Origin of the sequence: Alcanivorax sp. 24 (assembly GCF_004360225.1) — a bacterium.
Classification (GTDB): Bacteria; Pseudomonadota; Gammaproteobacteria; order Pseudomonadales; family Alcanivoracaceae; genus Alloalcanivorax; species Alloalcanivorax xiamenensis.
In genome coordinates this window covers 199608-218131 of record NZ_SNUA01000004.1, presented here as the reverse complement: position 1 = coordinate 218131, position 18524 = coordinate 199608, and the positions used below count along the sequence as shown (strand labels likewise).

The following is an 18524-nucleotide window of genomic DNA, read 5'->3' as shown; positions in this document are numbered from 1 at the left end:
GGGCAGCTCCGGGGGGATCATCAAATGAGCGACCATCACGACTATCTGGCTCTCGACTGGGTGCGTGGCGAAATCCAGGAAACACTGGATCAGGCCCGCGAAGCGTTGGAAGCCTATGTGGAGAACCCGGGCGACTCGACACGCATGCGGTTCTGCCAGACCCATCTGCATCAGGTCCATGGGACCTTGCAAATGGTGGAGTTCTACGGCGCCGCGCTGCTCGCCGAGGAAATGGAAAAGCTGGCCCGGGCCCTGCTTGATCGGCGTATTGACCAGGAAGCGGAAAGCCTGGAGCTGTTGATGCGCGCGATCCTGCAGTTGCCCCCCTATCTGGATCGGGTGGCCAGTAACCGCCGGGATCTACCGGTCGTGTTGCTGCCACTCTTGAACGACCTGCGCGCCGCGCGCGGCGAACCACTGTTGTCCGAAACCGCGCTGTTCAAACCCGATCTGAGCCATGCCCGGGGCGACGGTCGCATTGACGAGAGCATCCGCAACGACGCCCGTTTCCCGCAGTTGATCCGCAAGATGCGGCAGACGTTTCAGGTAGCCCTGGTGGGCATCATGCGCGGCGACCAGGTGAAGCGTAATCTCGGCTATCTGCGCCGGGTGTTGGAGAAGCTCCGGCAAATCAGCGGTGACGCCGCCCGGGCCCCATTATGGGGGATCGCCGATGCCATGGTGGAAGGACTGGAGGAAGACGTTATTCCACTGGGCTCCTCGGCCAAACAGATGCTCGGCCAGCTGGATCGCACCCTGCGTGAGCTGGCCGCCGACGGCGCCGACAGTCTGGAACGCCCGGCGCCAACGGAGTTGATCAAGAACCTGCTTTATTACGTGGCCCGGGCGGAGCGCGCGACACCGGCCATCGATGCCATCCGGCGGCGCTTTCGTCTGCGGGAGGCTCTCCCCCCGGAAGCACTGGTCAACGAGGAACGGGCCCGTCTCAATGGCCCCGATGCCGCGACCCTGCATTCGGTGGTGACCGCTTTGTCCGAGGAGATCACCAAGGTCAAGGATCACCTGGAGCGGTTCGTTCATGCCCCCCGCTCGGATCCCGCCGACCTGGCCCCCCTGGTCGGCACGCTGAAACAAGTGTCCGACACCATCGCCATGCTCGGTCTGGGCCAGCCCCGGGTACTGGTGGATGAACAACGGCGGGTCCTGGACGACATCGCCGAACGCCGTCAGCCGCCGCAACGGGAGCGGCTGATGGATGTGGCCGGTGCTCTGTTGTACGTGGAAGCGACGCTCGCCGGCTTTGGCGGCAACAACCCGCGCCGCCCCGCCGGGAATACTCTTGAAAGCACCAACGCTTCACCGCTGCCTGATCATATCGGCCAGGCCATGGAAGCGGCGCTGCGAGAATGCCGGGCGGGCCTGGAAGAAGCCAAGGACGGAGTGGTGGAATTCATCGCCTCGCATTGGGATCGCGCGCATTTGCAATCCGTACCGGACCGCCTGCAGACCGTCCGTGGCGGCCTGGAAATGGTGCAACTGCAGCGCCCGGCCCTGGTACTTCGCCAATGCGCCCGTTTCATTCGGGAACGGCTGTTGGACGATGAGCAGGCCCCGGACTGGCAAAGCATGGATACTCTCGCCGACGCCATGAGCTCGGTGGAATACTACCTGGAACGTCTCAGCGACGACCCGCATACCGGCGACGATGTTCTCGAAGTGGCGCATCGCAGCATCGCCGCCCTGGGTTATCCGCTCCAGCCCGAGGAAAACCACGCGGAGCCGCCGTCGAGCACAACGGAAGCGGCGCCGGAACCACCCTACGCCGACGACGATGATCTGGTGGATGACGAAATCGTCGAGATTTTTGTCGAGGAAGCGGACGAAGTCATCGAGGCGCTGGACCAGTACTTTCCCCGCTGGGCCGCCAATACCGGCGATGAAACCGCTCTGGTGGAGTTCCGCCGCGCCTTCCACACCCTGAAAGGCTCCGGCCGCATGGTCGGCGCCACCACCGTGGGTGAACTGGCCTGGGCCATCGAGAATATGATGAACCGGGTCATTGATCACAGCATCAGCGCCGACGCCACACTGATTGGTCTGGTGCGCGAGGTTCACGCTCTGATCCCCGATCTGGTCGGCGCTTTCGCCCAACGCCAACCGGATCCGGTGGACGTGACCCCACTGATCGAGGCCGCCGGCATTCTTGCTGACGGCGGCAGCCTGGATCAGGTGCCTTCAGCGGGTGGCGCCCAGGGGAAAGAAGAGGCGCGGAAAGCCGGCACCAGGCCCTCCGTCACACTCAGTGATGAGGACTACCAGGCCCTCACCGGCAACGCGAAGATGGATCCGGCGGAGACATCGGACGACACGCTGGATGACCTGGACAGTCTGATATTGCCCGATGCTTCCGTGGACCAGCCCGATCCCGTGCTGCTGGATATTTTCCTCCGCGAGGCCGAGCGCAACCTCGCGCTGCTGGCGCAATGGCTGGATGCGCTGGACCCGGAACTCAGCGAGCAGGACCTGGATGACCGCGTCCATCGCGCCTTGCACACCCTGAAAGGCAGCGCGCGCATGGCCGAATTGACTGCCATGGCGGAACTGGCGGAGGCGGGTGAAAAGCTGGTGAAGGAGCTGATCGCCGCCGGTCTGCGCGCCAGCCGCGATCAGGTGGCGCTGATCCGCGACAGCCACCAGCAACTGGGTGACACCCTGCGGCGGTTGGCCACACAGGGCGATGCCTCTTTACCCGATGCCGGATCTTTGTTGAACGCCCTGGACGACGCCCGCCACCAGATTCGCGGCGACCATCACGACAATAACGCCCAGGTACTGTCCATGCTGTTGTCCGACAGCATGGACCTGGTGATGGATGCGGACACACTGTTACAGGCCTGGTCCACCGATCCCGAACAAATCCGACCGTTGGCCCGGTTACGTGATGACCTGCAGAATCTGGCGCAAGGTGCCCGCAAGGCCGGCCTGGAGGAAATCGAAGGGCTCGCCCTGGCCCTGGCCAACACCTACGCTACCATCACTCAGGGCCGTCTGATCTTCCATCCGGAGCTGCTTGCACAGCTTAACGAGGGGCATGACGCGCTGATCAACATGCTCGATTGTCTGGCCGCCGGCCAGACCGTCCGCGCCGAGCTGGGGTTAGTGGACGGCCTGCGTGATTTGACCGAAACCCGGCGGGCAGGGAGCCCGGCCCCGCAGGCAGCGACGATACCGGCCTCGGAACAGAATGCCGGGCTTTTGCGGCAGGCCGAGGAGATCCTGCTGCGCGCCAACGAACATCTTGCCACCTGGCAATTGGGGCAACCGGCCAGCCTAGATCAACTGGACCAGGAATTCACCGAACTGGCCACCAGCGCCGGCAAGGCCGAGGTCCCCGCGCTGGCGGACCTGGCCGGCTCCCTGGCCCGCCTGTATCGCCGTCTGGCATCACCGGAAACGGCGGCCCCCACGCCCTCGGTGTTCGATATTCTGCAAAGAGCCCATCACCGCCTGGCCGATATGATCGACCAGCTGCGCTCCGGCTCATTGCCGTCCACGGACACCATTCTCGAGGAGATGTTGGCACTGGCCGATACGCCCTGGACCCCGCCGGTCGAGACGGGAGCCAAGAAGCAGCCGGCGGTGAGGGAAGCGCCACCGGAACCGGCGGCGCGACCGGCCGTGGTGGAACGGGACGCGGAATTGGTCGGCATCTTTCTGGAAGAGGCGGAGGACATTCTCCACAGTTGCACCGAAAGCCTGGAACAGTGGATCGCGGAGCCAGAAAACATTCTGCTGGTGCAGGCCCTGCAGCGGGACCTGCACACCCTCAAAGGCGGGGCGCGCATGGCCGAACTCCGCGAGCTGGGTGATCTGGGCCATGAGATGGAAACGCTCTACGAGCGCCTCGCTCTTGGCCGCGTGGAGCGGCGGCCGGCGGTTTTCGATCTGCTGCATCGCTGCCACGACCGCGTGGCGGAGATGATTGACCAGGTCACCGCCCGGCGGGCCCTTGCCCCGGCCCGGGATTTGCTTCAGGCCATCCACGACTACCTGACCGATCCATCCGCTTTCCGCCTCGCGAGTCCCGCCCCGGAGATCAGCCCCCAAGTCCCCGCGGACCAACCCACCACGCCGCCGGGCGACAACCGCGATACCGGCGGTATCGATCCCGATATTCTCGATATTTTTCTGGAGGAATCGGAGGAGCTGGGCGAGACCATCGAAGTCACCCTGACCGCCTGGCGGGATCAGCCGGAAGACCGCCAGCTCAACGACCAGCTCAAGCGCGCTCTGCACACCCTCAAGGGCGGCGCGCGGCTGGCCGGGGTGGTGCCCCTTGGCGACTTGAGCCACGATTTCGAGCAGTTCCTGGAACGACTGGACAGTCAACGCCGGGCGCCGGAAGAAGACGACTTTCTCACCATGCTTGGCTGGCTGGACGCGATCAATCAGCAACGCGGACAACTGCGCGGGCAACCGGCGGACACCCGCGCACCGGACACCCTCCCGGAACCCGGCACCGCCGCCGAACCGCCCGCCACCGCGCCGGCGGCGCCCCAGGAAATGGTACGGGTGAGCGCCGAAGTACTTGAGGCGCTGGTGAATCTGGCCGGGGAAACCTCCATCAACCGGGGCCGGGTGGAACAGAGCCTCAACGACTTCGTCTCCCATGTGTCGGAGATTGGCGCCACCGTTACCCGGCTGTACGAACAATTGCGGCGGCTGGACGCGGAGACCGAAGCCCAGATTCTCTCCAATTATCAACAGGGCGTGGACCGGGGTGAGTTCGACGCCCGCTTCGACCCTCTGGAGATGGATCAGTATTCCGAACTGCACCAGATCACCAAACAGCTTTCCGAATCCGCCTCGGACTTACTGGATCTGAAAAACACGCTGCTGGAACGGACCCGCGACAGCGAGACCCTGCTGCTGCAGCAACAGCGTATCAATACCGAGCTGCAGGAGAAGCTGATGCGCACGCGCATGGTGCCGTTCTCCCGGCTGGTGCCGCGCCTGCGCCGCATCATCCGCCAGGTTTCCGGCGAGGTCGGCAAGAAAGTCGACTTCGAGGTGATCAACCCGGAAGGCGAGCTGGACCGCACTTTGATGGAACGCATGGTGGCCCCTCTGGAACACATGCTGCGCAACGCCATCGATCACGGCATCGAGTCACCACGGGAGCGGCGTGCGGCCAGCAAGAACGAGACCGGTCAGGTACGCCTGGAGCTGACCCGCGAAGGCGGCGAGGTGGTGCTGACCCTGGCCGACGACGGCGGCGGCATCAATACCGAGGCGGTACGCGCCAAGGCGGTGGAGCGGGGTCTGGTGGCCGCCGACGCCAATCCCGGCGACCAGGACGTGCATCAGTTCATTTTCCACGCCGGCTTCTCCACCGCCAGCCAGGTCACCCAACTCTCGGGCCGGGGCGTCGGCATGGATGTGGTGGCCAGCGAAATCAAACAACTCGGCGGCACCGTGCACATCGAGTCGCGCCGGGGGCAGGGCACCCGTTTCGTGGTGCGTCTGCCTTTCACCCTGGCGGTGAACCGGGCCTTGATGGTGCGGGCCAACGACGACACTTACGCCATTCCGCTCAACCAGATCGAAGGCATTGTGCGGGTCAGCCCGTTCGAATTACTCGATTATGTGGAAAATCAGAATCTGGTGTACCGCTACGCCGGCCAGGACTACGACCTGCATTACCTGGGCCGTTTCGTCCATGATCTGCCGATGCCGCATCCGGATGTGCAGAGCCAGCCGTTGCCGTTGCTGTTGATCCGCGGTTCCGACCACGCCGTGGCCCTGGTGGTGGACAACCTGGTGGGTTCCCGCGAGGTGGTGGTGAAATCCCTCGGGCCCCAGCTCACCAGCGTGGCCGGTATCAGCGGCGCCACCATTCTCGGTGACGGTTCCGTGGTGGTGATCCTCGACATCCACTCCCTGATCCGCGCCGCCCAACTGCGCCAACCGGCACCGCTGACCGCCCCGGCGGACCAGCGCGATACCGCTCGCGAGCAGGCGCCGCTGGTAATGGTGGTGGACGATTCGGTGACGGTGCGCAAGGTCACCGGACGCTTGCTGGAACGCCAGGGTTATCGGGTCATCACCGCCAAGGATGGTCTGGACGCCATCGCCAAATTGGAGGATCACACGCCGGACGCCATGCTGCTGGACATTGAAATGCCACGCATGGATGGCTTCGAGGTGGCGTCCCATGTCCGTCATGATGCGCGGCTGGCGCGGGTGCCCATCATCATGATCACTTCCAGAACCGGCGAGAAACACCGTGACCGGGCTTTCGATATCGGCGTCAACGGCTACATGGGGAAACCCTTCCAGGAAGGTGAGCTGCTCACCACCCTCGGCGAATTGCTGGAGGAAAGCCGGGAGAGCGTGGGATGACGCCACCGGCGGCCCGCATCGGCGTGATCGCCGATGACACCCTGCAAGGTCACTTGCTGTCCACGGCGATTCGCGGCCAGGGTTATCAGGTGGTGATCAGCACCGACCCGGAGAACCTGGCGGCCCACTGGCTTGATGACAGCGGCCTGGATCTGTGGGTGGTGGACCTGTCCCGGGAAGATCGCTGGCAGCACTTCCTTGACCACTTGCTGGAAGGCGCCCGCGCGCCGTTGCTGTTCTGCGATGGCCAGGCTCCGCCGCGTAACGCCGCCCATTATCCGCGCTGGGAGCGGCGTCTGCTGAGCAAACTGCTGGACTATGTGGGCCCACCGGCGCTGCGGGAACGCCTGCAAAGTCTGCCCCCGGACACCCGCGCGCCAATCCCGGAGCCCCGGGAATTCCGTGACCTGCCGCGGGACGATCAGGGCCGTCCGCGAAGGGTCTGGGTGCTGGGCGCCAGCCTGGGAGGGCCGGCGGCGGTGAAACGTTTTCTTGACTCGTTACCGGAACATCTGCCGGTGGCCTTTGTTCTGGCTCAACACATCGATCCCGGCTTTCTTGGCACGCTCCGTCAGGTCCTGGACCGGAACCCGTCGATCCGCTGCCGGATCGGTGCAGGCGGCAGCCGTCTGTGTCACGGCGAGGTGTTATTGGCGCCGGTGGAACACGCCATCCGTTTTCATTCCGATGGCCGGGTCATCACCACCGGCCACCGTTGGGAAGGCCCTTATGCCCCCAGCATCGACCAGTTGATGACCCATGTACTGGAGGGCATCGGTCACTGCGCCGGCGCCATTCTGTTTTCCGGCATGGGCAACGACGGTGCCATCGCCGCGCCGCGCCTGGCGGCTGCCGGCACCCTGGTCTGGGCCCAGTCAACGGACACCTGCGCCGCCAGCAGCCAGCCGGACTCGGTGCGGGATACCGGCTGTGTCAGCTATAGCGGCAGTCCGGAACAACTGGCCGGCCAGTTGGTGGAACAGGTACGCCGGGAATTATCGGCCCCGGCACCAGGCCGGTGACCCCGGCCCTTGCAAGGAGAAGACCATGTTCGATAAAACCGTGTCGGATAATACTATGTCCGATGATCGCCATGCCGACGCACTCCCCGACGATATCGCCGGTCTGCTGATTCCCATGGCGGAACGTCCCTGGCTGATCCCCAATATGGTGGTGGCGGAAGTGATCCCGCTGCGCCACCCGGACCGCCCCGGCCATGGCCCGGAGTGGCTGCTTGGCTGGATGCACTGGCGCGAACAGGAGTTGCCGCTGCTGTCCTTCGAGAAGCTGAATGAGTCCGGCCCCGTTCATATCGGGCCACAAGCGCGTATCGCCATCCTTCATTCGGTATCCGGGGCGTGCCGTTTCTACGCCATGGTGGTACAAGGGATACCAAGATTGCTGCGGGTGACACCCGGCGCCCCCCGGGAGGAACCGGGGGAGATCGGTCCGGCGGCGGCGATGAACGTGCAAATGGGAGGCGATCTGGCGGTGATTCCTGATCTCGACGCGGTGGAAAAAGCGGTGGCGGGCCTGCAATCCGGACAATGCCGGTAATGATTGACTGGTCTCTGCTGGAGCACTGGGCACGGCGCGATGCCCGTCCTCGCGGACGCTTCCGCAATCTTTATCCGACCCCCGATCACGGACTGGCGGCGTTTCTGCGTTGGCAAAGGGAAACCCGTGGCCGCTTCCCGTCCCATCTGCCATTCCCATTACAGCAACCGGACCCGGCGTTGCTGGCCCGGCCGGCACCTCGGCCGCGTTTCACCTGGATTGGCCACAGCACCTATCTGATCCAATACCAGAACTGGAATCTGCTCACCGACCCGGTGTTCTCCGAGCGCTGCTCACCCGTCTCCTTCGCCGGCCCCAAGCGTGCCGTTCCGCCGGCACTGATCATCGACGCACTCCCCCCCATCCACGCGGTGCTGGTTTCTCACAATCATTACGACCATCTGGACCGGGCGGCGGTGGACGCACTGCAACGGCGCTTTGGCGATCAGATCACCTGGTTCGCCCCCACCGGAGTGGGCGCCTGGCTGCGCCGCCGGGGCATCACCGAGGTGGTCGAGCGGGGCTGGTGGCAGCACGCGGACTGGCATGACGCTCAGGCGTTCTGCCTGCCGACCCAGCATTTCAGCGGCCGTGGCCCCCGTGATCGCAACACCACCCTGTGGTGCGGCTGGCGCCTGCAGTGGCCGGAGTTCAGTCTGTTTTTCGCTGGCGATACCGGTTACGCTCCGGTCTTTCAGGACATCCACAAAGCGATGGGACCGGTGGACACGGCGTTGTTACCGATCGGCGCCTATCTGCCTCGCTGGTTCATGGCGCCGGTGCATATCAATCCGGAGGAAGCCGTGCGCATTCACCAGGATCTGCACGCGCGCCATTCCCTGGCCATGCACTGGGGCACCTTCGTACTCACCGACGAGCCGATGGACGAACCGCCGCGACTGCTCACCCATGCCCTTGCAACCCGGGGCATTCCCGCCGGACAATTCCGCGTTCCAGCCCATGGCGAAACCGTGACCCTGCCCTTGCGCGACACCGTTGCCGCCATTGACCCTGTTTTGCGGGACTAAGCGCGGGTCGACCATGGGTCTGATCCACGGCTCATGTAGAATGTGCTCATGGACGGCCCCCGCCGGCACACCTTGACTCCGGACCCGGGACCACAAGAATTCAGCCTTCGCACGCGGAGGCAGCGAGATCCAAGGAGAAAGCGGAACATGACACCACGGCAACGGGGGCGGCGTCTCTGGTGGCTGATGCGTCTGTTTGCGTGGCTGCCGTTACCCGTGGCGACAGGCTTGGGGGCGTTTCTGGCGGGATTGATGACCCGGGTGCCATTACGTTATGCCAGTGCTTACCGGGTTGCTCTGATCAATGTGTTGGCGGCGTATCCGGACATGCCCCTGTCCGAGGCGCGCCGGATCGCCCGGCAAAGCGTGTGCGAGCTGGGCCGCACCCTGACTGAGTTCGCCCATGTCTGGAGCCGGCCGGTGGAGGAAACACTGGCGCGCTTTTCCCATATCCATGGCGAAGCCGCTTTTCTCGAGGCCACCGCCAGCGAACGGCCGGTGCTGCTGTTGTCGCTGCACCAGGGCAGTTGGGAAAACATCAATCTGTATCTGGGGCAGAAAGGCGACACCACGGTGATGTACCAGCCGCATCCGGCCACACTGCTGGACGAAGTGGTGAAGCTGGCACGCGAACGTACCGGCTGCCGGCTGGTGCCCACCAACAGCCAGGGGGTCAAGGAAGGGCTGGCCACCATGCGCGCCGGCGGTACTCTGGCGTTGCTGGCCGACCATAACCCCGGCAGCCGCGCCAATCCCTATGCGCCGTTCTTCGGCCACCCGGTACCCACTCCGGCGCTGGTGGGAAAACTGGTGCGCCGCTTCCGGCCTCATATTTTCGTGGTGTCCTGCTACCGTGGCGACGGCGGGGTGCGGGATATCCAGGTGCATTTCGAACCGGCGCCGGACATTGAAAACGCCGAGGACGACGACGCCATTCTGTCCGCCTTGAATCGGCATCTGGCCCGCTGCATCAGCCGCAAGCCGACCCAGTATCAATGGACGTACAAACGCTTCAAATGGCGTCCCGGCGGCCGCCGTCTGTGGTACCGGCAATCCCTGGTGCTGTTGCACCGCGCCGCCCACGGGGAGGACCGCTCGGCGCTGGGCCTGGCACCGGACACCACGCCGCCGCGGAGCGCTTCCGTCCCCTCGGAAGGACAAGCATAATAGCGCCTTCGTTTTCGAGGACTGGTCCATGCCGATCAATAAAGACAAGGTCGTTACCCTGCACTACACCCTGCTCGATGGTGCGGATGGCAGCGAACTGGAACGCAGCGCCGAAGATGCGCCCCTGTTGTATCTGCACGGTGCCGGCAACATTCTGCCCGGCCTTGAGGCCGCGCTGGAGGGCAAGGACGTCGGCGAGGATGTGGAAGTGACCCTGGAAGCCGGGGATGCCTACGGCGAACGTGACGACAGCCTGCGGCAACGCCTGCCGGCCAAGCACTTCAAGCACGCCGGCAAGCTGAAACCCGGCAAAGTGGTGCGGCTGCAAACCGAACAGGGCCCGCGCCTGGTTACCGTGGTGAAAGTGGGCCTGAAAACCGTGGACGTGGATGCCAACCATCCACTGGCGGGCCGCGCCTTGCGCTTTCAGCTCTCGATCAAGGATATCCGCGACGCCAGCGCCGAGGAAATCGCCCACCGCCATGTTCATGGTCCGGGCGGCCACCAGCACTGAAATATCGCGGGCCATGGGTCGTTGGTGTCCAAAGTTCCAGGACAGCGCACCGATACGCATCACGCTAACACACCATTCGCTGCTAAAGCAGCTTCCCACAAAAGCGATTACGAAGCCGCTGTGGGAGCTGCTTTGGCAGCGAATCGGCGGATCATTCCAAGCCTATGGAACAACAGGGATCTGCCGACCGCGATCCGCACCGCTTCAACGCCCCTTCAGAAACCGCTCCAATACTCGCACCAACACCCGGCCCAATTGCGTGGCCAGGGTTCTCAACAGACTTTTGGTGAACGCCTCGCCGGCGCTTTGCCGGCGTGATGCACGCTTCATGCTGGCTTTTTTCTCCGGCTCCGGCTTCGCCTGTTCCGCTTCCTTTCGCTGCTGGCGGCGGGCCTGCAGACGCTCGTGGGCGGAGTCCCGATCCTCCGCCTGATCGTATTTGGCGGCCAACGGCGACGCCGCTTTCAGTTGCGCCAAGGCATCCTCGTCGGCCGGCCCGATACGGCCGCGCGGCGGCGCCACCAGGGTACGCTCCACCGGCGTCGGAATACCCTGGTCGTCGAGCACGCTGACCAGCGCTTCGCCAACGCCCAGTTCGGTGATCACCCTGGCGGTATCCAGATCCGGGTTGGCGCGGAAAGTCTGGGCCGCCACTTTTACCGCTTTCTGATCCTTGGGCGTGTAGGCCCGCAGGGCATGCTGCACCCGGTTGCCGAGCTGTCCCAGCACAGTGTCGGGGATATCCGACGGCGATTGGGTGACGAAGTAAATACCAACGCCCTTGGAGCGCATCAGCCTGACCGTCTGTTCAAGCTTTTCCAATAACGCTTTCGGTGCGCTGTCGAACAACAGATGGGCTTCATCAAAGAAAAACACCAGCAACGGCAGAGGCTGGTCGCCACGTTCCGGCAGCCTTTCGAACAGCTCCGCCAGTAGCCAGAGCAGGAAGGTGGTGTACAAACGGGGCTGCAGAATCAGCTCGCGACCATCCAGCAGATTGACCACGCCGTGTCCGTTCCGCTGCTGTATCAGATCCATGATATCCAGCGCCGGCTCGCCGAAGAACACATCACCGCCCTGGCTCTTCAGTACCAGCAGCCGGCGCAAAATAGCGCCGAGACTCTGCGAGGACAGCGTGCCATAGCGCTCGGACAATGGTTTGCGCTGCTCCACCATCCAGTTCAGCAGGCTTTCCATGTCCTTCAAGTCCAGCAGCGGCAGGTCCTCGCTGTCGGCGTAGTCGAAGGCGATGTGGAGCACACCGCTTTGTACCTCGTTGAGCTCCAGCAGGTTGCTCAACAGCGCCGGTCCCATGTCGGCCACGGTGGTGCGAACCGCTTGACCGGTACGACCATACAGATCCCAAAGCCGGGTCGGGCAGGCCTGGGCGGCCCAGTCCGTGATACCGATGCGCTGAACCCGCTCCTGGATCTTGTCATTGCTCTTGCCGGCCACCGCGATACCGGACAAGTCTCCTTTCACGTCGGCGGTGAACACCGGCACACCGAGACGTGAAAAGCCCTCCGCCAGCACCTGCAGGGTCACGGTTTTACCGGTACCGGTGGCGCCGGCGATCAATCCATGGCGATTCGCCATGGCCCCGTTGAGTGCAATTCGTCCCTGTTCCGTACCGCCGATCAAAAGCTGCCGCATGGCCCGATCCCCGTTGTATCCTGACCGCAGTCTGCGCGATTCAGCGGATTTTGTCCGTGAGGAGTTGTAAAAGCGGCGCTCAACCCCATGTGCTGGAGAGCCGTTTTATTGGAGAGCGCGATATGCCCCGCCATTTCGAGTCCGCTCCCGGCCTGTGCCAACAGCCGGACGCGGAAACCAACGATTATCTGTTCAATCAGACCATGCTGCGAGTCAAGGATCCCGAGCGCAGCCTGGACTTCTACACCCGCGTCCTGGGTATGCGCTTGGTGCGCAAACTGGACTTCCCGGAAATGCAATTCAGCCTCTACTTCCTGGGCTATCTGGCACCGGATGAGGAACGTCGGGTACCCGAGGACGATGCCGCGCGGCTGACCTACACTTTCGGCCGTGAAGCGATGCTGGAACTGACGCATAACTGGGGCACGGAGAAAGACACCGATTTCGCTTACCACAACGGCAATGAAGACCCGCGTGGCTTCGGCCACATCGGCGTCACCGTGCCGGACGTCTACGCCGCCTGCGAGCGTTTGGAAAAACTCGGCGTGGATTTCGTCAAGAAACCGGACGACGGCAAAATGAAAGGCCTGGGCTTTATCCGTGATCCCGACGGCTATTGGATCGAGATCATCCAGGCCGACATGATGGAGAAACAGGTCAAGAATTAAAGATCGAGCAACGCCAGAAAGGCCCGCGTCGCCGGTGTCGGATTGGGATGCCACACCGCCCGCACCACCCGGCGCGGGGCTTCCCGCACCGGTCGCGTACAGACACCGGCAAGGCGGGGGGCCAGACTGGCCGGAATCAGGCCGATCGCCAGGCCACGGCGGACGATATCCACCAGCAGTGAAATGGTGCTCACCTCGAATCGGACCGCATATCGCAGACCGGCGGCGGCGAACGCTTCCTCTGATTGCTGGCGGGCTCCGGTTCCCTCACCAAAATCCGCCATCGGCCATTCGGTCAACTGCTCCAGGCGGACCCGCCGGCACCGGGTCAGTGGGTGCTCTTTAGGCAGCAGTGCCACCAACTCTTCTTCGCACAGATCAGCGCTTTCCAGCCGTTCAATCACCACACCGGGCCAGAGACCGACGAAGGCCAGGTCCAGGCTGTGCTCGTGCATGCGGTCGATCATCCGTTCGCTGCCGTCCATGCTCATCTCGATGTCCACATGGGGATAGCGGCGATGAAATTGGGCCGTCAGTCCGATCACGTCCGGTTCGGTCAGTGTGGAAATGGTTCCAAGAGAAAGCCGGCCGCGGACTTCACCGCTGCGCGCGGCCACCTCGTCTTCGATACGGCGCACCGCATCCAAAGCCCGCCGGCCGCTCTCCACGAACGCCTCGCCGGCGGGAGTGAGTCGCAAGGATCGGGAGTTACGCTCAAACAGGATGGTCCCCAACTGCTGTTCGAGCTGCGCCACCTGATGGCTCAGTGCCGATTGCACAATATGACAGCGGCGGGCGGCGGCGGTGAAACTGCCTTCCTCCGCCACCGCCAGCACATACTCGATCTGGCGCAGTTTCATGGTCCGCTCCCTGGGGCATCTCTTTTATAGATAGCTGGGATGATATTAATGCATTTGTCACATGGCGGCGATTGGCCGACACTGCGCCGCTCAGTCAACTATTGATCTCCAGCCCGCCAGGAAAATCCGCCAGGAGAGGCCATGAACACAGACCGCCAGCACGATACGGCACCCGGGCTCACTCCCATGCTGCTTATGCTGATGACCGTCACCACCGGGTTAGCGGTGGCCAGCAACTACTATGCCCAGCCGCTGCTGCACACCATCGCCGATGAGCTGTCGTTGTCCTATTCCGGTGCCGGCATCATCGTCACCGCCGCCCAGGCTGGCTATGCGGCCGGTTTGCTGCTGCTGGTGCCCCTGGGCGACATGTTCGAGCGGCGCCGGCTGATCGTCACCATGATCACGCTGGCCGCCGGCGGCCTGTTGATCAGTGCCAATGCCTCGACACTGACCATGCTGCTGGTGGGCACCGCCATCACCGGCGCCTTCACCGTGGTGGCTCAGGTGCTGGTGCCTTTCGCCGCCACTCTCGCGGCGCCGGGGGTACGCGGCAAGGTGGTGGGCACGGTAATGAGCGGTCTGCTGCTGGGGATTCTGCTGGCCCGGACCGTGGCCGGCGCCTTGTCCACCCTCGGCGATTGGCGCACCGTCTACTGGGTGGCCTCGGCACTGATGTTCATAAATGCCCTGGCGCTGTGGCGGCTACTGCCCACTCACCGACAATCGGCCGGGCTTTCCTATGGCCGTTTACTGCTGTCCATCGGCCAGTTGTTCGCCCGCCATCGCCTGTACCGGACCCGTTCCGCCTTGGGCTTTCTGACCTTCGCCATGTTCAGTGTGTTCTGGACCTCGGCGGCGTTTCTACTTTCCTCCGAGCCCTGGCACTTCTCCGACGCCGCCATTGGCCTGTTCGGGCTGGCCGGGGCGGTGGGCGCCTTGTCCGCGCGCAAGGCGGGCAGCCTGGCCGATCGCGGCCATGCCCGCTGGACCACATTGGGCGGCGTGTTGATGCTGGCGCTATCGTGGGTGGTGATGGGCTTCAGTGAAGAGAGTCTGATCGCCCTGATCATCGGTATCGTGATATTGGATCTGGCGATCCAGGCGGTGCACATCAGCAACATGAACGTGATCTACGCGCTGGACGAGTCGGCCCGTAACCGCCTCAATTCCGGCTACATGTTCGTGTATTTTCTTGGCGGCGCCGGCGGCTCGCTGGCCTCCGCCTGGATTTACCAGCATTACCAGTGGAACGGCGTGGTCGGGCTCGGCCTGGGTCTGGCGGTGGCGGCCTGCCTGTTGGCATGGTTGGCGCCAACGGAAGCATCAACCACGACCTCGTGATTCCATAACACGGAACAGCACCATGCCGGCGACCATCGCCACCACGAATACAATGCCCTGCCAATAACCCAGCGGCAGCAGTGTCAGGGCCGGGCCAGGGCAAATACCCGCCAACCCCCAGCCAACCCCGAATACCAGACTGCCGCCGATCAGGCGGCGGTCAATATCACGCCGGGAGGGCAACCGCATGGCACCGCCCAACCAGGCCCGGGAACGGCGGCGAGCCAGGGCCATCGGCACCACGGCCGCGGCAATGGCGCCCACCATCACCAGCGCCAGGGAGGGGTCCCAGGCACCGGCCAGATCAAGAAAGCCCAACACTTTGGCCGGGTCGGTCATACCGGACAGAATCAATCCAAGACCGAACAACAGGCCCGCGAGTAACGCCGTCAGCTTGTTCATACCGCGACTCCCAGCAGATGACGGACCACATGGACGGTCACGAAGCCCGCCCCCATGAAACACAGTGTGGCGATCAGCGAACGCGGCGATAGCCGCGACAGGCCGCAGACACCGTGACCACTGGTGCAGCCGGAGCCATAGCGGGTCCCGACGCCCACCAACAGCCCCGCCACCACCAAGGTTATCGGCGAGCCGCTGAAATGACTTTCCGGTACCGTGGCGAACAGTTGCCACAACAGTGGCGCGGCCAGCAGCCCGAGCAAGAACAGGGCCGCTTCACCGCGCCCTTCGTCACCGGCTTGCGCCGATCGGGCAAACATGCCGTCCAGCAGTCCACCCAGCAATCCGCTGATGCCGGCGATACGGCCGTTGGCCAGGATCAGCAAGGCCGCGGCCAGGCCGATCAACACCCCTCCGGCCAGGGCGCTCCAGGGTGTGAACAGGCTCCACTCAATGTTCATCGGCGTGTCTCCTCACAGAACAACCTATACAGGGTTTCGATCACCGCCAGTGCTTCGTCACTGGCGATGCGGTAGTAAATCTGTTTGCCTTCGCGCCGGGTCGCCACCAGCCCCTCCCGGCGTAGTACGCCGAGTTGCTGGGACAGAGAGGGTTGCGGTACCCCCACCGCGCCTTCCAACTCCCCCACATTGCGCTCCCCCTGACAAAGCTGACAGAGCAGCAGCAACCGGTCCGGATTGGCCAGCGCCTTCAACAGGCGTCCCGCTGCCGCCGCGTTGTCACGCAGCTGATCCATATTGAGGTCGGGCATGGGATGGCTCATGGGCACTCTCACTTTCATTTTCTTTAATTTATATTTTTATATATTATCTGGCAATAGATGATTCACTGACCACGGCGCCATCCAGGCGCGATTCCCGGCCCGGATTCCGCGACGGCCTAAGCATGGCCGGCATGGGGGCGCTCATAAAAAAGGGTCATCGCGGATTACCAGTAATGTGGGTCTCCATCGAAGGCACGGGTCTGCACGGAGGGCATCCGTATTCACCGGTCACCTCGAAGCGGAGCCGTGTCAGGCCTTTGCGGGAACGTCGTGAAGCAGGTTCCCGCAAAGGCCTGACACGGCTCCGCTGTCCCTGATGGAGGGGCGGGCCGTTTTCCTCTAAACCGCGATGAATCATAAAAAAGGGCACCCCAAGGTGCCCCTGTCCCGGAAATCTCCCGGGAAAAGCCATGGTTAAAGCTCTGGCGTGGATGTCGGCGGTTGCCGCGGGTGCACCAATTCCTGGTAGCCATAGGCGATTTTGATCAGGGTCGGCTCGGCGTACTCCCGCCCCAGCATCTCCATGCCGATGGGTTGTGCCGGATCCAGATTGGTGGCCATGCCGGCGGGCAACGTCAGCGCCGGGAACTGGGAAAACGGGCTTAGCCGGTTGTTGCTGCCAGCACTGGGGCTGCCCCCGAGATCACCGGCCAGACCGGTCATGGTCGGGTACAGCAGCACATCGTAAGGCTGGCCCAGGCTATTGCCGGCGGCGTCCACGTTATCCAGCGCCCGCATCAGCCGCTCGCGCACGAATACCGGGCGTTCCACCGTGTTCTTGGTGTACACCGCCTGTTGTTCCGGGGTGAGATTGTTCAGGTCAATGGTGCCGCGATACTCCAGGCTACCCTGATAGTTCGGCAGATAACCACCGCTGTCGAGCAACCCCTGGTAGGTCTGGATGTGGCCATCCATGACGTTGACCCAGCTGTTCAGGTACGCGACCAGATCATGCTGGAACTCATAACTGGACATGGAGGAGTAGTCGCCCAGTATGGCGCCAAGATCATCGACGGTAACATCCTCCAGCGTGGCACCGGCGGCTTCCATGGCGGCCAACGCCTCTTCCATCACCGCGTTGACGGTTTCGTTCTCGCCGAACAAGTCCCGCACCACACCGATACGAGCGCCATTCAGGCCATTGGCGTCCAGATAATCCGTATAGGTGTCCGGAACACCGGTAATGCTTTTGTACTCCTCCTCACTGGTCATCAGGGGCGCGTCGATCTCAAAGCTGATGCGCTGATTGGCGTGGGGTGATTCATCGAAGCCAACCATGGCGTCCATCATCAAGGCGCAATCTTCCACCGTGCGGCACATGGGGCCACCGGTATCTTGCCAGGACGCCAGCGGCATGATGCCATCCTGGCTCACCAGCTTCAGCGATGGGCGAATGCCCACCAAGCCCCCCAGACTGGAGGGCACCCGGATGGAGCCGCCGGTGTCACTGCCGGTACCCATCATCGCCAGACTGGCGGCAATGGCGGAGCCGGTGCCGCTGGATGAACCGCCCGCGCCCTTGCTCTGGTCATAGGCGTTCTTGACCAACCCGCGAACCGAGCTGGCGCCCGTGTAGCCGAACGCGAACTCATCCATGTTGGCCTTGCCGATGATGATGGCACCAGCTTCGCGCAGGCGACGGACGGTGTAGGCGTCTTCCAGGGGCCGGTTGTACTGGAAGGCGATCGCACCGCCCGTGGTCGGCATCTGCTTGGTGTTGAAGTTGTCCTTTGGCAGCACCGGCACGCAATAGAGCGGTCCATCAATGCCAGTGACCTCGAAGTTCAAATCCTTTTCCCGGGCTTCGAACAAGGCGTCCGGGTTAATGTTAACGACGCTGCGCAGTTCGGTCGCGGTACCATCGTCGTCATAAGCATGGATACGATCGATGTAGCCCTGAACCACTTCCTCGCAAGTCACGCCACCCGTTTCCAGAGAGGTATGCAGGCTGCTTACCGTGGCTTCAACAAAGGAGAACGGCACCGGCTCCACCACCGGCGGAATGGAATCACTGCTGGAAGAACCGCCGCACCCGGCGAGTACGGCAAGCGATAAGGCGGAAACCGCGAATAACCTGGTCTTGATCATGGAAACGTCCCCATCTTTCCTCTTTAACGATGCAACGCATATCCCTGAAAAAATCCCCGGGGATGAAAACCGCCACCGGGGCAAACTCCTGTCGCG

At 63.4% G+C, this 18524-nt stretch carries 14 protein-coding genes; 8 read left to right on the top strand and 6 right to left on the bottom strand.

Annotated features, from left to right (window positions below; translation table 11 throughout):
- Positions 1–24 precede the first annotated feature (24 nt).
- The 6 genes from E0L37_RS07770 to E0L37_RS07745 all read left to right on the top strand — a co-directional run bounded on the left by E0L37_RS07770 (position 25) and on the right by E0L37_RS07745 (position 10629).
- Positions 25–6363, top strand: coding sequence for an Hpt domain-containing protein (locus tag E0L37_RS07770; RefSeq protein WP_133491190.1), 6339 nt, complete (start codon positions 25–27; stop codon positions 6361–6363).
- Positions 6360–7385 carry a chemotaxis protein CheB gene (locus E0L37_RS07765; protein WP_133491189.1) on the top strand — a complete coding sequence of 342 codons (1026 nt, stop codon included), beginning with the start codon at positions 6360–6362 and terminating at the stop codon, positions 7383–7385. The genes E0L37_RS07770 and E0L37_RS07765 overlap by 4 nt, the downstream gene beginning before the upstream one ends.
- A 25-nt stretch (positions 7386–7410) precedes the next feature.
- Positions 7411–7920, top strand: a complete 510-nt coding sequence (locus E0L37_RS07760; protein ID WP_133491188.1) for a chemotaxis protein CheW — start codon at positions 7411–7413, stop codon at positions 7918–7920.
- The gene (locus tag E0L37_RS07755; protein WP_133491187.1) at positions 7920–8948 is read left to right on the top strand and encodes an MBL fold metallo-hydrolase; all 1029 of its coding nucleotides are present in this window, start codon (positions 7920–7922) and stop codon (positions 8946–8948) included. The genes E0L37_RS07760 and E0L37_RS07755 overlap by 1 nt, the downstream gene beginning before the upstream one ends.
- A gap of 147 nt (positions 8949–9095) precedes the next feature.
- Entirely contained in the window at positions 9096–10115 is a 1020-nt protein-coding gene (locus E0L37_RS07750) for a lysophospholipid acyltransferase family protein (RefSeq protein WP_133491186.1), read from the top strand.
- 28 nt (positions 10116–10143) lie between these two features.
- Positions 10144–10629: a peptidylprolyl isomerase gene (locus E0L37_RS07745; RefSeq protein WP_133491185.1), complete on the top strand. Its 486-nt coding sequence runs from the start codon at positions 10144–10146 to the stop codon at positions 10627–10629.
- Positions 10630–10833: 204 nt separating this feature from the next.
- Here the strand turns inward: E0L37_RS07745 and E0L37_RS07740 are convergent, their stop codons facing one another.
- Entirely contained in the window at positions 10834–12282 is a 1449-nt protein-coding gene (locus tag E0L37_RS07740; protein WP_133491184.1) for a helicase HerA-like domain-containing protein, read from the bottom strand.
- 122 nt (positions 12283–12404) lie between these two features.
- Here E0L37_RS07740 and gloA point away from each other — a divergent pair, with 122 nt between their 5' ends.
- Entirely contained in the window at positions 12405–12950 is a 546-nt protein-coding gene (gene gloA / locus E0L37_RS07735) for a lactoylglutathione lyase (RefSeq protein ID WP_133491183.1), read from the top strand.
- On the opposite strand, the gene E0L37_RS07730 is transcribed toward gloA, so the two are convergent.
- Entirely contained in the window at positions 12947–13810 is an 864-nt protein-coding gene (locus E0L37_RS07730; protein ID WP_133491182.1) for a LysR family transcriptional regulator, read from the bottom strand. The two genes, gloA and E0L37_RS07730, sit on opposite strands and share 4 nt — an antisense overlap.
- Before the next feature lie 141 nt (positions 13811–13951).
- Here E0L37_RS07730 and E0L37_RS07725 point away from each other — a divergent pair, with 141 nt between their 5' ends.
- On the top strand, positions 13952–15154 hold the full coding sequence (locus E0L37_RS07725; protein WP_133491181.1) for an MFS transporter: 1203 nt from the start codon (positions 13952–13954) through the stop codon (positions 15152–15154).
- On the opposite strand, the gene E0L37_RS07720 is transcribed toward E0L37_RS07725, so the two are convergent.
- The 4 genes from E0L37_RS07720 to E0L37_RS07705 all read right to left on the bottom strand — a co-directional run bounded on the left by E0L37_RS07720 (position 15137) and on the right by E0L37_RS07705 (position 18428).
- On the bottom strand, positions 15137–15556 hold the full coding sequence (locus E0L37_RS07720) for a DUF6691 family protein (protein WP_133491180.1): 420 nt from the start codon (positions 15554–15556) through the stop codon (positions 15137–15139). The two genes, E0L37_RS07725 and E0L37_RS07720, sit on opposite strands and share 18 nt — an antisense overlap.
- The gene (locus E0L37_RS07715; protein ID WP_133491179.1) at positions 15553–16017 is read right to left on the bottom strand and encodes a YeeE/YedE family protein; all 465 of its coding nucleotides are present in this window, start codon (positions 16015–16017) and stop codon (positions 15553–15555) included. Before E0L37_RS07715 ends, E0L37_RS07720 begins: the two co-directional genes overlap by 4 nt.
- Positions 16014–16340 (bottom strand): helix-turn-helix transcriptional regulator, encoded by a 327-nt coding sequence (locus tag E0L37_RS07710; protein WP_133491178.1) that lies wholly within the window; start codon positions 16338–16340, stop codon positions 16014–16016. The genes E0L37_RS07715 and E0L37_RS07710 overlap by 4 nt, the downstream gene beginning before the upstream one ends.
- 414 nt (positions 16341–16754) lie before the next feature.
- Positions 16755–18428 (bottom strand): amidase, encoded by a 1674-nt coding sequence (locus E0L37_RS07705; protein ID WP_133491177.1) that lies wholly within the window; start codon positions 18426–18428, stop codon positions 16755–16757.
- Positions 18429–18524 lie beyond the last annotated feature (96 nt).

Excerpts from the sequence above, each read along its gene's own strand:
- E0L37_RS07755 (WP_133491187.1), top strand. The coding sequence starts at position 7,920 with ATGATTGACTGGTCTCTGCTGGAGCACTGGGCACGGCGCGATGCCCGT.
- E0L37_RS07715 (WP_133491179.1), bottom strand. The coding sequence starts at position 16,017 with ATGAACATTGAGTGGAGCCTGTTCACACCCTGGAGCGCCCTGGCCGGA.
- E0L37_RS07740 (WP_133491184.1), bottom strand. The coding sequence starts at position 12,282 with ATGCGGCAGCTTTTGATCGGCGGTACGGAACAGGGACGAATTGCACTC.
- E0L37_RS07750 (WP_133491186.1), top strand. The coding sequence starts at position 9,096 with ATGACACCACGGCAACGGGGGCGGCGTCTCTGGTGGCTGATGCGTCTG.
- gloA (WP_133491183.1), top strand. The coding sequence starts at position 12,405 with ATGCCCCGCCATTTCGAGTCCGCTCCCGGCCTGTGCCAACAGCCGGAC.
- E0L37_RS07765 (WP_133491189.1), top strand. The coding sequence starts at position 6,360 with ATGACGCCACCGGCGGCCCGCATCGGCGTGATCGCCGATGACACCCTG.
- E0L37_RS07705 (WP_133491177.1), bottom strand. The coding sequence starts at position 18,428 with ATGATCAAGACCAGGTTATTCGCGGTTTCCGCCTTATCGCTTGCCGTA.
- E0L37_RS07730 (WP_133491182.1), bottom strand. The coding sequence starts at position 13,810 with ATGAAACTGCGCCAGATCGAGTATGTGCTGGCGGTGGCGGAGGAAGGC.
- E0L37_RS07720 (WP_133491180.1), bottom strand. The coding sequence starts at position 15,556 with ATGAACAAGCTGACGGCGTTACTCGCGGGCCTGTTGTTCGGTCTTGGA.
- E0L37_RS07760 (WP_133491188.1), top strand. The coding sequence starts at position 7,411 with ATGTTCGATAAAACCGTGTCGGATAATACTATGTCCGATGATCGCCAT.
- E0L37_RS07710 (WP_133491178.1), bottom strand. The coding sequence starts at position 16,340 with ATGAGCCATCCCATGCCCGACCTCAATATGGATCAGCTGCGTGACAAC.
- E0L37_RS07725 (WP_133491181.1), top strand. The coding sequence starts at position 13,952 with ATGAACACAGACCGCCAGCACGATACGGCACCCGGGCTCACTCCCATG.
- E0L37_RS07770 (WP_133491190.1), top strand. The coding sequence starts at position 25 with ATGAGCGACCATCACGACTATCTGGCTCTCGACTGGGTGCGTGGCGAA.
- E0L37_RS07745 (WP_133491185.1), top strand. The coding sequence starts at position 10,144 with ATGCCGATCAATAAAGACAAGGTCGTTACCCTGCACTACACCCTGCTC.